Consider the following 14604-nt stretch of genomic DNA (forward strand, 5'->3'; position numbering starts at 1 on the left):
ATGTTAAAATAAGGCTTTTAGAAGCCACCACGTCAAAATACGTTAGAGTTTAAAAGGTCGATAATTGACCTAACTTAAACATCTGGTGATGTTCTTAATGCTGGGTCGTCAGTAATAATCCCGTCAACACCTGCCCGTAAGTAGTCATCAAATAAGACCGCATCATTGACGGTATAAAGATGCAAGTAAAGACCAAGTGAATGGACGCGTTTTAAGTAGTCCGTTGTAAAAGCTTTATAATGTAAATGCACACCGTCAATATAGCCACAGTGTTTTTTCAATAAACGTTCACTCAGTTGTTTTTTCGTCAAATAACCTGTCGTAAGTGCTGGATTTAACGTTTTTACTTGTTTTAAATACGCTGGATTGAAACTGGACAAAGTTAATTTTTCCGTTTTCTTAACGTGTTTTAACTGTCTCAGCGTTTCACTAACAAGTCCACGGTCGTTATAGCGATGGCTTTTTAATTCAATATTTAAAAACAGGTTGGTTGTTTCCCACCAATCAAGCAATTGGGGTAGGGACAGAATTTTATCTTCATGAAAAGCCTGATCAAACCATTCACCGTTAGATAACGCTAATAATGTCTTTAATGTGTAATCCTTAATTTTACCATGCGCAGGTGTCGTGCGATCGACCGTCGCATCATGCATAACGATAACGGCGTGATCCTTTGTTAATTGAACATCTGTCTCAATCCCGTCAGCTTCTAAAACTAACGCGTGTTTAAAGCTTGACAGCGTGTTTTCAGGCGCATACTTACTTGCCCCTCGATGTGCATAAATAAGCGTCACCAACATCACCTCAATTTTTGTTTGCAGTCTCTTTTAAATCGTAGCATAATAAGAGGAGAGAAAACAGTAAAAAGGTGGGGCTTTTATGAAAAAAGATACGATTGTCATTACTGGCGCAACCAAGGGGCTAGGTCGGGCGTTAAGTTATCAATTAGCAAGAGAAAACCGTACGTTAGTTCTAATTAGCAGAAGTGAAGATAAACTAACGGCATTGGCACATGACTTACAATCAAAAGGAGCCACCGTCTTTATTTACCCAATGGATTTAACTGAAACGTCAAAGCTAGGGTCACTTGTTGAAGAAGTTTTGACCGATGTTTCTTCGGTGGATGTCATCATTAATAATGCGGGCTTTGGATTATTTGAATATGCTACAGGCACGCCCAGAGAAACGACTTCACAAATGTTTCACTTAAATGTGCTCTCTATGATGGAACTTAATCGTTTACTTATACCTGAGTTTATCAGACGCAACACGAAGACACACATTATTAATATCGGCTCTTTGGCAGGTAAATTAGCGACGCCTAAAGCGACGAGTTATGCGGCGACAAAACATGCGGTGATTGGTTATTCTAATGCTTTGCGACTGGAATTAAACGATACAAATGTTGCGGTGACAACCGTTAATCTCGGTCCCGTCAAGACGTCATTCTTTAAAACAGCAGACCAATCCGGTCAGTATGAACAAGCGGTTGAAAAAATCATGTTAACACCTGAGAAGGTGGCAGTAAAAATTGATCGCTTACTCTATACGAATAAACGCGAACTAAATTTACCGTTATGGATGAGTTTTGGCAGTAAACTACATGCTTTGTTTCCGCGAACGTTAGAATTTTTTATGCAAGGTGCTTTTAACAAAAAATAATGAAAACACGAAAAAGTAACCAACTTAATTAAGGAGTTTTGAAAAATGAGTAAACGTGAACTGAAAAAGATGACAAAAGATGCCGAAGAACGTTTAGGTAAAAAAGAAGTTGATTTACTACAGCGAATGAAATCAAAATTATTGAAAGACGAAGAAGAAGCATTAGGGCGCCAAAAGAAAGCCAAACGAAAAGCTGCGCTCGAACGCGAAAAAAATAAAACGTTCGAGGAATTGTTAAGCGAGAGTGAGATGGACTGGCATCAGTATAAGTAATCCGGTACAGTAAAAATGAGCTTAACCATACTTAGGAGGGAAGACATGAGTAAATTTGAAGAAAAGACAATACTATCACAAGAGATTTTTAACGGTAAAATAATCAAAGTCAGTGTGGATGATGTGTTATTACCTAATGGAGAAACCTCGATTCGTGAGCTTGTAAAACATCAAGGTGCTGTTGCAATTATTGCTGTGACGAAGGATCAACGGGTAGTGATGGTTGAACAATACCGTAAGCCGCTCGAAAAAAACTTAGTAGAAGTGCCCGCCGGTAAGCTTGAACCGGGTGAGGCTCCTGAAGTGACTGCGGTGAGAGAATTAGAAGAAGAAACGGGGTTTACCACAAACCAATTGGAGTATGTCACGTCGTTTTATACAACGCCAGGCTTTTGTGATGAGCGTATTTATTTATACTATACGGATAAATTAATCCCATTAATAGAAGAAAAAGCCCTTGATGAAGATGAATTTTTAGATTGTGAGACTTATACGATGGAAGAGCTTGATCAACTTGTAAAAGATGAGCGCATTCATGATTTAAAAACGATGTATGCTCTGCAGTATTTGAAATTACGCGGCTTTTAATTATTATGTGAAATTGTTGATCACCTGATATTTAACATCATTCTGTCGTTTCCTTCATAGAATAGAAAAGAATAACTATATGGAGGGACGACTTTTGAATCAATCAACTATTTTTCACTACATCATCCAACATAAACATCAACTCATTGGTTTGTTTGTTCTGTTTCTTATAGGTGTCGTATTAGGCAGTTATACGTTGGTCCATTCTTTTTCTGAGACGTTCACCTTGTCTGTCCCGAGTTTTACCGTCAGTGAATGGTCATTAACTGAATACGGGACGTTGTTGATAGACAATATGTGGCTATACGTCGTCATATATATTGCTGGACTATCCTTCATTGGTGTCCCCATCATTTATTTTATATACGTATTGTTAGGCGTACGGGTCGGCTATACGATTGCGATATGTTTGTCTACTTTTGAGTTTAAAGGGATAGGACTAGCGATGAGCGCATTGGTGGTCGATCACCTTGTTTTCTTGCCGTTAAGTTTAATATTTGGCATTCAAGCGTTACATATACATAAACTGTTTTTTAGTAAACAGTCATCTCATACGTCAATGCAGCTCCCTCGTACATTGAGTCTCTACCACCGACGGATGGTTTTGTGGGTTGTCGTGATTATGGTTTTATCTGGTATCGAATACAGTTATTTTATGTATGTCTTCCCAAAACTTTTGGCTGTTTTCACTTAACGCTCATGATAAGAATGTGTTATTGATAATCATTTACACTTGATAATAATTTTAATTGACAGACGACATATCGCTGACTATAATTGAGAATGTAGGGAGGTTTCCGTGATGGAACATCGTATTGAACGTATTAAAAAACAATTACATGCTGAAAGCTATAAGTTAACCCCTCAACGGGAAGCGACCGTACGTGTACTACTTGAAAGAGAAGAAGACCACTTAAGTGCTGAGGATATTTATTTACTCGTGAAAGAAAAAGCACCTGAAATAGGTCTAGCAACGGTTTACCGAACCCTTGAATTATTATCAGAACTTAAAATTGTGGATAAAATTAATTTTGGTGATGGTGTCTCACGTTATGACTTACGTAAAGAAGGGGCAGCGCATTTTCACCATCATTTAGTCTGTATGGAATGTGGCACAGTGGAAGAAATCGTTGAAGATTTACTTGAAGATGTTGAGAAAAAAGTTGAAGATCAATGGCAATTTCAAGTGAAAGACCATCGATTAACGTTTCACGGAATTTGTCGCCATTGCCAACAAAAAAATAAGGAATCCAATTAAATCACAGGTGACCTGTGATTTTTTGTTTCATTTTTACTTTTTCGTATTTTTATGTATCAATGAAAAGAGGGATTAAATGATAAATGAACGTCAAGATTTTATTCAGTATATTAAAATTGAACGTGGCTTAAGTGACAATACGATTGAGTCTTATCAGCGCGACTTAATCCAATATGAGGTCTTTTTAACATCGCAACAGATTAAGCAGTGGGAAGACGTGAGTCGTGAGGTTTTGTTGATGTATTTGTATGACATCAAAGATGCTGGAAAAAGCGAAGCGACAATCCAACGGGTTCTATCAACCTTACGGTTGTTTCACCAATTTTTAAAACGAGAAAATCGCGTGTCACATGATGCGAGTTTACATATTGATACGCCAAAAAAAAGACAAACATTACCTGAAGTCCTCTCTGTTAGTGAAGTTGAACAGTTATTAGATATAGACGTGACAACACCGCTTGAATCACGCACGAAAGCGATGCTTGAACTCATGTATGCGACTGGTTTACGTGTGTCTGAATGTATCGGACTAAGTCTTAATGATTTACATTTAGATATTGGCTTTATCAGGCTCATTGGAAAAGGGAATAAAGAGAGGATTATCCCGTTAGGTGAAGTAGCAACAGAAGCGGTTAGTGAGTATATTGCCCATGCTCGATTAGTACTCATAAAAAATAAACAGCATCACACGTTATTTGTCAATCACCATGGCAATCCTCTCTCTCGTCAAGGATTTTTTAAACTTATTAAGCAGCGCGCAAAAGATGTTGGGATAAAAAAAGATATCTCGCCTCATAAATTGCGACACTCGTTTGCCACGCACTTGTTAGAAAATGGGGCGGATTTAAGAGCAGTGCAGGAAATGTTAGGGCATAGTGATATCTCAACGACACAAATATATACACATGTCACAAAAAAACGACTCCAAACGATTTATCAGACCTATCATCCAAGAGCTTAGCGCTAAACACAGGGAAACCTGTGTTTTTTTCTTTCATCCTTTTTTATTATTTTTTTCTGTTTTCAAACGAAAGCTCTGATGTCGATTCTCTTCTAGTTTTAGCGATAGCTGACTAGTTTTCTGGTGTGGCAGGTAAACCGTCTTTCCTCGCCGAAATCTGTTGATGAAAGTGAAATTAACGTAATCTATTCAGAGAGGAAGACGATGATGGGATTAATGAAAGAATTCGAAGTACACGATGATTGTTTAATTGTCAGATTAACAGGAGATTTAGATCATCACGAGACAGATCAGTTTAGAGAAGAATGGATGTATTATTTAACGAACTATCCGATTAACCACGTTATTTTATCACTTGCAGGTGTTGACTTTATTGATAGTTCGGGTTTGGGTGTGATTTTAGGCCGTTATAAAGTACTAAAAAGTTATGGAGGGAGTTTAGTGATTTGTGGTATTACCCGACAAGTTAAACGCCTATTTGATTTATCCGGGTTATTTAAAATTATCACGTTCACTGAGGACGAATATGATGCGCGTGAATGGCTGGGGGTTTCCTAATGAAAAATGAAGTAGTTGTTCAGTTCCCGAGTTTAAGTGAGTATGAAAGCTTAGCGCGTGTGATTGTCTCTAGCTTTATGTTGCCATATGACCCGACCTTTGATGAGCTATCTGATGTGAAGACGGTCGTCTCAGAAGCGGTCACCAATGCGATTATCCACGGCTATGAATATCAACCGGGCATTGTTGAATTAAGGCTAGCTATTGTCGCTGGTATATTAACGATTGTGATTAAAGATAACGGTCAAGGCATTGACAATATTGAACAAGTCAAAGAACCATTATTCACAACAAAACCAGAGTGTGAACGTTCTGGCATGGGCTTTACTATTATGGAGCAATTTATGGACCGTTGTCATATTGAGTCGACACCTGGTAAAGGCACTGTCGTGACGCTTGAAAAAATGTTAGTGTCCGTTGCGATGGGTGTATAAGATGGCGGCAGATTTACTAAAAGATGATGAATTGAAACGATTAATTATTCAAGCGCAACTACACGATGCGAACGCCAAATCCATTCTTGTCGAAAAAAACGAACGGCTTGTTTGGTCGATTGTTAATCGTTATAAACATCGGGGTTACGAGTCGGAAGATTTATTTCAAATGGGTTCCATCGGCTTAATTAAGGCGATAGATAAATTCGACTTGTCTTACGATGTGAAGTTTTCAACATATGCGGTCCCGATGATTATCGGGGAAATCCAGCGATTTTTACGTGATGATGGTGTGATTAAAGTCAGTCGAACGTTAAAAGAAATCGCCGTAAAAGTCCATCATCAACGTGAACGTATCATGAAGTCGACAGGTAAAGTGCCAAGTATTCATGAGTTAGCGGTTCAATTAGACTTAACAACGGAACAAATCATTGAAGCAGAAGAAGCGGTAAGACGTCCACAATCGATTTATGAATCGATTTATGAAAGTGACGGACAAGCGATTCTTTGTTTAGATCAGCTCGCCAGTGACGCACCCGATGTCGTTGAGCGTTTGTTAGTAACAGATAGCCTCAACCGTTTAGCAAGACGCGAAAAAATCATCATGTACTTACGTTATTTTAAAGACTGTACCCAAATGGAAGTAGCCGAACGTTTAGGTATCTCGCAAGTACAAGTGTCACGCTTAGAAAAGAAAAGCCTCCAATTACTTAAAAACTATTTATCTCAAGAAGTATAGCCCGATTCTTTTTGACTAAACTGTCAAAAAGGAGGGAAATAGATGGATGAGAAAGTAGTAGGGCGTTGCGATCTAATCAAAAAGAAAATGACCCGTGAAATGGGGCTAGGACAATCGTTCGACTTAGGCATCAGACGGTTTCATTTGCAGGGGGTTGAAGTCGACTTATATTTTGTCAATGGTTTAGCTGATACAGAACAAATTATTCGTTTGCTTGGAAATATGCAGTATCAACAAGAAACTCGAGGACTTAATGTCTTTACGGTTTTATTTGACCGTTTAACGCACCAACAAGTGCGGGAAGAGAAAGATTTTACGGTCGCCATGACCGATGTCTTGTCCGGTTTGATTTGTTTAGTTGTTGACTGTGACACCCGCTTTTTATTGATTGATGTCAGACAGTACCCTGGGAGAAACTCAGAAGAACCCGATACAGAACGTGTCGTAAGAGGCTCACGTGATGGCTTTACCGAAAATATTATAGAAAATACGGCGCTTATTAGAAGGCGGGTACGCGACCCTCATTTGCGTCATGAAATCATTAAAGTTGGTAAGCGATCACAAACGGATATTTGTCTATCCTATATTGAAGGATTATGTGACCAAGACCTCGTCGACTTAGTCAAAAAAGAACTGGATATGATTCAGATTGATGCGTTGCCGATGGCTGATAAAACACTAGAAACCTATTTAGTTAAACAAGGTATAATCCTTTTCCGTTAGTCAGGTATTCAGAACGACCGGATGTGTGTGCCGCCCACTTGTTTGAGGGACATCTACTCGTGATTGTAGATACGTCACCAAGTGTGATGATTGCGCCAACAACGTATTTTCATCATTTACAACACGCGGAAGAATATCGACAATCCCCATTTATCGGGACATTTATTCGTTGGATCCGTTTTGTCGGGGTGTTTTTATCGTTGTTTTTAGTCCCGATTTGGTATTTATTTAGCGAATACCCTGAACTGACACCTGACATACTTAGTTTTGTTGGACCGAAAGAAGAGGCCACGCTCAGTTTGTTTATCCAGCTGTTTCTAGCAGATATGGGGATAGAATTCCTACGTATGGCAGCCATTCATACGCCGACACCCTTAACAACAGCGATGGGCTCATTGCGGCCGTTTAATTGGTCAGATTGCTATCGATGTTGGTTTATTCGTACCAGAAGTCATTCTCTATATTTCGATCGCTTCGATTGGTTCTTATCTGACACCAAGTTATGAGTTAAGTATTGCGAATAAGGTGGTGCGACTCATGCTTTTAAGTGTGACTGCCTATTTGGATTATGGGGGTTTATCGGTGGTGTCACGTTCTTATTCTTATTCCTGGTGACGACAAAAACGTTTCACGTGCCTTACTTATGGCCGGTTATACCGTTTGATTGGCCGATGTTTAAACAACTTGTGTTTAGAACAAGTAAGTCCAGTCAAGAAGCTCGACTGAAGCCAGTAAAGAAACGTAAGAAAACATAACACCTGTCGCTTTTGATTGATTAGTCGCCCTAGATATGATAAATTAATGCTATTCTAAGAAAGTTTGACGAGAACGTCGTCAACTGTTTCGACTAGAGGAGGCAGATGGGTGAGTGAGTTAGTAGAGGTGAACGAAAAAGGACATATGGTGTTTGCAGGACGTGACGTGGTTGAACTCGCACAAACGTTTCAAACGCCTTTATTTGTTTATAATGTTGAGAAAATTCGGAAGAATGCTAAAGCTTTTGTTGACGGTTTTAAGTCATTAGGCGTAAAAGCACAAGTCGCTTATGCGAGTAAGGCCTTTAGTTCAGTAGCCATGTTACAAGTGGCAAAGCAAGAAGGGTTAAGTTTAGATGTCGTATCACAAGGTGAGCTTTATACCGCGATGAAAGCTGGTTTTCCTATGGAAAAGGTTCATCTTCACGGTAACAACAAAAGTCGCGAGGAATTAAAGATGGCTTTGGAGCAACGCATTGGTTGTATTGTTATTGATAACTTTCACGATATTGCGCTATTAAAAGAATTGCTTGTTGACTATGATGGAACAATGGATGTGTTACTAAGGGTGACGCCTGGTATTGAGGCTCATACTCACGATTATATCTTGACAGGGAATGAAGATTCAAAATTTGGGTTTGATTTAAAAAATCAAGCGAAACAAGCGTACGATCAAATTAAACAAATCGATCGATTACATTTAAAAGGGTTGCATTGCCATATTGGGTCACAAATATTTGAAACAGATGGATTTATTATGGCGGTTAAACGCTTATATGAAGTCTTAGTCGCGTGGCATGTACAAGATGGTTTTGAAGCAACGGTTCTTAATTTAGGTGGGGGTTTCGGTATTCGTTATACGGATGAAGATGAGCCATTACCACTTGATGACTATGTCAGTGCACTTGTTGACGAAGTAACGAAGGAAGCTCATGCGCATGGGTTATCCCTACCAGAAATTTGGATTGAACCTGGTCGTGCGATCGTAGGTGATACTGCGATTACATTATATGAAGTCGGTTCTAAAAAAGAAATTCCTAATGTAAGAAATTATGTCGCTGTTGACGGGGGTATGACGGATAATATCAGACCAGCTCTCTATCAAGCTAAATATGACGCAATTATTGCTAACAAAGCCCATGCACCTAAAACGTATCCATGTTCAATCGCAGGTAAATGCTGTGAATCTGGTGATATGTTGATTTATGATACTTTATTGCCAGAAGTAACACCAGGTGATATACTAGCAGTATTTAGTACAGGTGCGTACGGATACTCGATGGCTAGTCATTATAATCGCTTTACCAAGCCAGCGGTTGTTTTTGTTGAAGACGGTGAAGCTAAGTTGGTAGTGAAACGAGAAACGTATGCAGATGTGACACAAAATGATTTATCATATGAATAATGGAGGAAATGTACATGGCTAAACAAGCAACAATTACGTTTGAAAATGGTGAAAAAATCATCATCGATTTATTTGAAGAGGCAGCGCCAAAGACAGTTGAAAACTTTGAAACGCTTGCTAATAAAGGGTTTTATGACGGCGTTGTTTTCCACCGCGTCATTCCGGGATTTGTCGCGCAAGGTGGCGACCCAACAGGAACTGGCATGGGTGGTCCTGGTTACACAATTAAATGTGAAACAGCAGGTAACCCACATAAACACGTCGCTGGTTCATTATCAATGGCACATGCTGGGAAAGATACAGGGGGTAGCCAGTTCTTCTTAGTACATGAACCACAACCACATTTAGACGGGGTACACACAGTCTTTGGTCAAGTCAAAGAAGGCATGGATGTTGTTTTACGCATTAAACAAGGAGACGTTATGGAGAAAGTTGTCGTAGCGGAAGTTTAATTGAATGAATCGTCCACTCAGACGTTAAAGACCTTTAGGTCTAGTAAGGAGTTATTATGTTAATACGGTTTAAAAAAACAATGGAAAAAATCGCTATGGGATTATTATCGTTTACGCCTGAAGAGAAGGATGTTAAAAAACTTCAAGAAACGATTAAAAACTATAGTGAGAATCAGGATGAGGTACTCTTTCTTTGGAAAGAAGCTGAAGATATGATTGGGGCCATTGGTGTACATGTTGACGATGATCAAAAACAAATCATGATCCAACATGTGAGTGTAAACCCTTCGCATCGCGATAATGGCATTGGCCAACAAATGGTACAAGCTTTGTGTCAGCGCTATGAGTCGTATGAAGTTGTTGGTAACGAACTAACAGATGACTTTTTAAGTAAATGTAAATAGACGTGTAAAATACCACAGAATTGACTGTGGTATTTTACTGTTTACCTTTATATGTAACGCATCAATCAATGTAAAAATGACATACATAAAAAATAAAAGACATAGCGGTAAGTAAGAGTGAAGACTAACATGGATAGAAGGTGAGGTGACATGATGAGGCACGTGTATAAAGTGGAAACAGATTTATTCGAAGGACCACTGGATTTGTTGCTGCATCTCATCAACAAACTAGAGATTGACGTCTATGAGTTACCGGTAAGTGAAGTGACCCGGCAATATATGACGTATATTCATACGATGCAAGAGTTAGAATTAAATATTGCCAGCGAATACTTAGTGATGGCGGCAACATTACTTCAAATTAAAAGTGCGATGTTATTACCTAACCCGACACTCGAAGATGAAGGTGATTATGACGAAGGGGAAGACCCAAAAGAAGCGTTAATTGAACGGTTAATGGAATACCGTAAATATAAAGAAGTGGCAAGTGATTTAGAAGAACGTCAAACAGAGCATAAAGAAAGTTATACGCGACCGCCGCTAAAGGTTGAGGTAAAAGAGCAAGATACGGTTATCGAACAAAAAGTCCATCTATGATATGTTGAAGGCGATGCAAAAAGTCTTTGACCGCAAAAAGTGGACGCGACCTATGACGCGAACGATTGAGAAGATGGATGTCCCGATTAGAAAAAGAATGGAACAAGTGCTTGATGTCGTTGACCAGGCACCGAATGGTGTACCCTTTGATGATTTATTTCCTTACCCATCTAAAAGTCACATGGTTGTTACCTTTATGGCTATGCTTGAATTAATGAAAGAAAAGGAAATTTATTGTGTGCAACACACAACGTTTGATGAACTATTACTATTTCGATGGAGGCAAGCTGATGAATGAGCAACAATTAACCGGTATTATAGAAAGTTTACTGTTTGTCTCAGGGTCTGATGGCTTAAGTGTGAGGCAAGTCAAAACAATTCTAGAAATAGACGAAGACAAAGCGGTGAGTATGTTAAAGAAACTTCAAACAGCGTACCAAGATGAAAGTCGAGGGATTCAGTTAATCGAAGCAGAAAACGCCTATTATTTAACGACTAAAAAAGACCATGCGGACTACTTACAGTCGCTTGTGGCGAGTAACAAACATAACAAATTATCACAAGCAAGTCTTGAGACTTTGGCTATTATCGCTTACAATCAACCGATTACTCGATTAGAAATTGAAGAAGTTCGGGGAGTTAAAAGCGACCGGCCGGTTCAGACGTTATTGTCTCGAGGGCTTATTGAAGAAGCGGGAAAAAAAGAAACGATTGGTCGTCCGCACTTATATAAAACGACGCTCGATTTTTTGACGTATTTCGGCTTGAAATCGATTGAAGAATTACCCGCTTTGACGGATCAGTTAGATGATTTAGATTTTAGTGATGAGTTAGATTTATTTTTTACTGACCCAGGCAGTGATTCTAACGAATAGGTTATGATGCCCTCTTTATTGACATATGTTTAATTAAGTAGTCAAAAAGAGGTGAAGCTGATTGGAAAAAATACGGCAACGTGGTCTAGTATTACTCATACTGAGCATCATTATTTATACGGCGAGTATGACACCGGTTCAGGCTTTTTCATTTGAGAAAGCGGTCGTGTTGAATGGTTTAACGGGTGATGTGCTGTATGAAAAGCAAGCGTATGAAGCGAGTCGCGTGGCGAGTTTAACTAAGATCATGACCGCTGTGGTTGCTTTAGAATATGGACAATTATCTGATACAACCACGGTTAGTCAAGCGGCTAGTGAGATGACAGGGTCTAGTGTCTATTTAAAAGTAGGTCAACATGTCACGTTGGAAGAATTACTCTATGCGCTCATGTTGCGCAGTGGAAATGATGCGAGTATGGCGATTGCTGAAATGATTGGTGGAAGTGAAGCAGGTTTTGTTTTCTTAATGAATCAGAAAGCACGCATGTTAGGGTTACACCAATCTACTTTTAAAAACCCTCACGGTTTAGATGAAGAAAATCACGTCTCAAGTGCTTATGACTTAGCGGTTTTAACGCGTCATGCCCTCACGTTTCCTGATTTCATTAATATTACGAGTGAAAGAGTCTATCAATCGAAGGTGAGTACGTATCCGTGGTTGCATAAGCACAAACTGGTCAAGTACCAATATGCGCAAACCATTCTCGGTAAAACCGGTTATACAACACTAGCTGGTCGTACGTTAATGACCGTGTTTCGTAAAGATCAACACCCTGTAATTGTTGTCACGTTAAATGCACCGAATGATTGGGCAGACCATCAATCATTGATGAGACAAGTAACGATCCCTAAAGAACCAGACGTTTTCCCGTACTTAGGTGTCAGCCTATGTCCATGATTTGGCTTGTCTTTATTTTGTTAGGAATCAGTTCGCTTTTATTCACACAACAGACCGATGTATTAACGATGCTTATGATTGAGAGCGCAAAAGATACCGCGATGCTTAGTGCGCATTTACTTGTGTTGATGATGTTTTGGTTAGGTTTTATGAAGATTGCCGAAGCCGGCGATCTTATACAATTATTGACTCGACTCATGAAGCGTCCTCTTATGTGGCTATTTTCATCGGTGGATCAAAACAGTCAAGCTTTTAGCTATATCGCCAGCAATATTTGTTTTAATATGCTCGGATTAGGTAATGCGGCAACGCCATTTGGCCTAAAAGCTATGCAGTTACTAAAAGGGAATAATCAAGCAATGACGACGCTTGTTATTTTAAATACCTCCGGTTTAGCGCTCTATCCTACAAACTTAATTGCGTTGCGGCTCGCCTTTGACTCACGTGAAGCGAGTGTGATTATTTTACCAGTGTTAATCACAAGTTTTATTACGACCGTTAGTGCTATTATTTTATTGCGCGTGACTTTTAACGCGCGCCATAAGTGGGTGAAGCAATGACGATCGCTCGTTATATTTTACCTGTCTAGTTTTCATCATTGTTTGTCGGGCCATCTATAAAAACTGCCTGCGATTGACTTATTTGTTGAAGGGATAAATGAGGCCATCACCTTAATGAAACAACTATTTCCGCGCTTATTAGCGCTTATTTTTTCGGTCAAATTATTGCTTTACTCTGACGTGTTTGGTTGGATAAAAACCGGGCTTAATACCATTACTCACGAACAAATCTCAGGTGAGTTATGGCCATTATTATTAATCAAGCCTCTATCTGGTTCAGCTTCGCTTGCGATTACAGAAGATATTTTTTCGCGTTTCGGGCCAGATTCTTCTCTTGGTTTAATCGCATCAGTCATGCAAGGAGCCACCGATACAACGCTATACATTGTGACGGTGTATTTCGGTGCAGTCGGGATTAAACATGTGAAAACAGCATTAAAGGTTGGACTAATGGCTGACTTTATTGGTATAATGACGGCGGTATTTATAGCAAAATGGTTTTTCTCCTTATGAAACAGTTGTGAATCAGTCAATAATTTGAGAGAATAGAACATAATAAGATTTGACGGTTTCATTGATGACTCGGTGCTATTTGATACAAGTTAGATGAAACTCAGTACGTCCGAATGATAAATATTAAAAAAATGCATGTAAGATGAAGGGTGAAAACATGGAACAACATAAAGAACGGTTACAGAAGGTGATTGCACACAGTGGCGTCACATCAAGAAGAAAAGCAGAAGCAATGATTGAAGAAGGTCGTGTTAAAGTCAATGGTGAAACGGTGACGACGTTAGGTGTGAAAGTGACACCAAGTGATCGTGTAGAAGTTGACGGTGTCCAGTTAACAAAAGAAACACGCGTGTATTATTTACTTTATAAGCCGCGCGGGGTTATTTCAGCCGTCACCGATGATAAAGGAAGAAAAGTAGTGACGGATTTATTGCCATTTGTTGAACAACGGGTCTATCCGGTCGGTCGCTTAGATTATGATACATCTGGTTTATTATTGCTGACAAACGACGGGGAATTGGCCCAGTTAATGATGCACCCAAGTTATGAGATGGATAAAGTATACGTCGCGAAGATAAAAGGGGTACCAACGAAATCTGAATTACAACAATTTAAGCGCGGTATTAAATCAGAAGGTGATGTATTAAAAGCCGTGAGTGCAAATATTATCTCAATCAACAAAGAAAAACAACAATCCATCATTGAAGTGACGTTACACGAAGGTAAAAACAGACAAGTCAGACGTATGTTTGAAGCGTTAAATTATCAAGTGATGAAGTTAAAACGTGAACGTTATGGCTTCCTTGACTTACGCGGGATGACCTCTGGTGACTATAGAGAACTGTCGCCACACGAAGTAAAACAACTGCGTGCGCATGCACTTGACCAACATAAATAAACATCGGCCTGATTAATATACAGGCCTAAGTTTAACTTATTTAGATACTTT

The 14604-nt window shown here is 39.2% G+C and carries 20 protein-coding genes and 1 pseudogene; 20 read left to right on the forward strand and 1 reads right to left on the reverse strand.

Translation table 11 applies throughout. From position 1 onward, the window contains the following. Positions 1-74: 74 nt before the first annotated feature. Positions 75-794: a glycerophosphodiester phosphodiesterase family protein gene (locus JCM19043_RS01135; RefSeq protein ID WP_062319233.1), complete on the reverse strand. Its 720-nt coding sequence runs from the start codon at positions 792-794 to the stop codon at positions 75-77. An 85-nt stretch (positions 795-879) separates the two neighbouring features. Between JCM19043_RS01135 and JCM19043_RS01140 the strand changes: the two genes are divergently transcribed. The 20 genes and pseudogenes from JCM19043_RS01140 to JCM19043_RS01230 all read left to right on the forward strand — a co-directional run bounded on the left by JCM19043_RS01140 (position 880) and on the right by JCM19043_RS01230 (position 14553). Continuing rightward, on the forward strand, positions 880-1662 hold the full coding sequence (locus JCM19043_RS01140) for an SDR family oxidoreductase (RefSeq protein WP_062319235.1): 783 nt from the start codon (positions 880-882) through the stop codon (positions 1660-1662). 45 nt (positions 1663-1707) lie between these two features. Then, the gene (locus tag JCM19043_RS01145; protein ID WP_062319237.1) at positions 1708-1935 is read left to right on the forward strand and encodes a YqkE family protein; all 228 of its coding nucleotides are present in this window, start codon (positions 1708-1710) and stop codon (positions 1933-1935) included. A 45-nt stretch (positions 1936-1980) separates the two neighbouring features. Continuing rightward, a complete protein-coding gene (locus JCM19043_RS01150; protein WP_062319239.1) occupies positions 1981-2523 on the forward strand; it encodes an NUDIX hydrolase in 543 nt (180 codons plus the stop codon). Positions 2524-2617: 94 nt separating this feature from the next. Next, positions 2618-3217 (forward strand): stage II sporulation protein M, encoded by a 600-nt coding sequence (locus tag JCM19043_RS01155; protein WP_062319241.1) that lies wholly within the window; start codon positions 2618-2620, stop codon positions 3215-3217. A 108-nt stretch (positions 3218-3325) separates the two neighbouring features. Then, positions 3326-3781: a Fur family transcriptional regulator gene (locus tag JCM19043_RS01160; RefSeq protein WP_062319243.1), complete on the forward strand. Its 456-nt coding sequence runs from the start codon at positions 3326-3328 to the stop codon at positions 3779-3781. 76 nt (positions 3782-3857) lie between these two features. Continuing rightward, a complete protein-coding gene (xerD, locus tag JCM19043_RS01165; protein WP_062319245.1) occupies positions 3858-4742 on the forward strand; it encodes a site-specific tyrosine recombinase XerD in 885 nt (294 codons plus the stop codon). A 207-nt stretch (positions 4743-4949) separates the two neighbouring features. Continuing rightward, the gene (gene spoIIAA, locus JCM19043_RS01170; RefSeq protein WP_062319247.1) at positions 4950-5300 is read left to right on the forward strand and encodes an anti-sigma F factor antagonist; all 351 of its coding nucleotides are present in this window, start codon (positions 4950-4952) and stop codon (positions 5298-5300) included. Next, complete coding sequence (gene spoIIAB, locus JCM19043_RS01175) at positions 5300-5734, forward strand: anti-sigma F factor (RefSeq protein WP_062319249.1); 435 nt, start codon at positions 5300-5302, stop codon at positions 5732-5734. The genes spoIIAA and spoIIAB overlap by 1 nt, the downstream gene beginning before the upstream one ends. A gap of 1 nt (position 5735) precedes the next feature. Further along, complete coding sequence (locus JCM19043_RS01180) at positions 5736-6473, forward strand: SigF/SigG family RNA polymerase sporulation sigma factor (protein WP_062319251.1); 738 nt, start codon at positions 5736-5738, stop codon at positions 6471-6473. 99 nt (positions 6474-6572) lie between these two features. After that, positions 6573-7951: pseudogene (locus JCM19043_RS01185) on the forward strand (spore germination protein). 109 nt (positions 7952-8060) lie between these two features. After that, complete coding sequence (lysA, locus tag JCM19043_RS01190) at positions 8061-9356, forward strand: diaminopimelate decarboxylase (protein WP_082394360.1); 1296 nt, start codon at positions 8061-8063, stop codon at positions 9354-9356. Positions 9357-9370: 14 nt separating this feature from the next. Further along, positions 9371-9808 carry a peptidylprolyl isomerase gene (locus JCM19043_RS01195; protein WP_062319253.1) on the forward strand — a complete coding sequence of 146 codons (438 nt, stop codon included), beginning with the start codon at positions 9371-9373 and terminating at the stop codon, positions 9806-9808. Positions 9809-9864: 56 nt separating this feature from the next. Beyond that, positions 9865-10212: a GNAT family N-acetyltransferase gene (locus JCM19043_RS01200; RefSeq protein ID WP_062319255.1), complete on the forward strand. Its 348-nt coding sequence runs from the start codon at positions 9865-9867 to the stop codon at positions 10210-10212. Between the two features lie 150 nt (positions 10213-10362). Beyond that, positions 10363-10809 carry a ScpA family protein gene (locus JCM19043_RS18460; RefSeq protein ID WP_369813703.1) on the forward strand — a complete coding sequence of 149 codons (447 nt, stop codon included), beginning with the start codon at positions 10363-10365 and terminating at the stop codon, positions 10807-10809. 13 nt (positions 10810-10822) lie between these two features. Next, on the forward strand, positions 10823-11107 hold the full coding sequence (locus JCM19043_RS18465) for a segregation/condensation protein A (protein WP_369813713.1): 285 nt from the start codon (positions 10823-10825) through the stop codon (positions 11105-11107). Further along, positions 11100-11684 (forward strand): SMC-Scp complex subunit ScpB, encoded by a 585-nt coding sequence (scpB, locus tag JCM19043_RS01210; protein WP_062319257.1) that lies wholly within the window; start codon positions 11100-11102, stop codon positions 11682-11684. Before JCM19043_RS18465 ends, scpB begins: the two co-directional genes overlap by 8 nt. Positions 11685-11745: 61 nt before the next feature. After that, positions 11746-12582, forward strand: coding sequence for a D-alanyl-D-alanine carboxypeptidase family protein (locus JCM19043_RS01215; RefSeq protein WP_062319259.1), 837 nt, complete (start codon positions 11746-11748; stop codon positions 12580-12582). After that, positions 12573-13142: a hypothetical protein gene (locus tag JCM19043_RS01220; RefSeq protein WP_062319261.1), complete on the forward strand. Its 570-nt coding sequence runs from the start codon at positions 12573-12575 to the stop codon at positions 13140-13142. Before JCM19043_RS01215 ends, JCM19043_RS01220 begins: the two co-directional genes overlap by 10 nt. 114 nt (positions 13143-13256) lie before the next feature. Continuing rightward, the gene (locus JCM19043_RS01225; protein ID WP_062319263.1) at positions 13257-13655 is read left to right on the forward strand and encodes a hypothetical protein; all 399 of its coding nucleotides are present in this window, start codon (positions 13257-13259) and stop codon (positions 13653-13655) included. Between the two features lie 157 nt (positions 13656-13812). Further along, positions 13813-14553 carry a pseudouridine synthase gene (locus tag JCM19043_RS01230; RefSeq protein WP_062319265.1) on the forward strand — a complete coding sequence of 247 codons (741 nt, stop codon included), beginning with the start codon at positions 13813-13815 and terminating at the stop codon, positions 14551-14553. Positions 14554-14604 lie beyond the last annotated feature (51 nt).

It is taken from the genome of Halolactibacillus sp. JCM 19043, from assembly GCF_001310395.1.
GTDB classification, from domain to species: domain Bacteria; phylum Bacillota; class Bacilli; order Bacillales; family Amphibacillaceae; genus Halolactibacillus; species Halolactibacillus miurensis.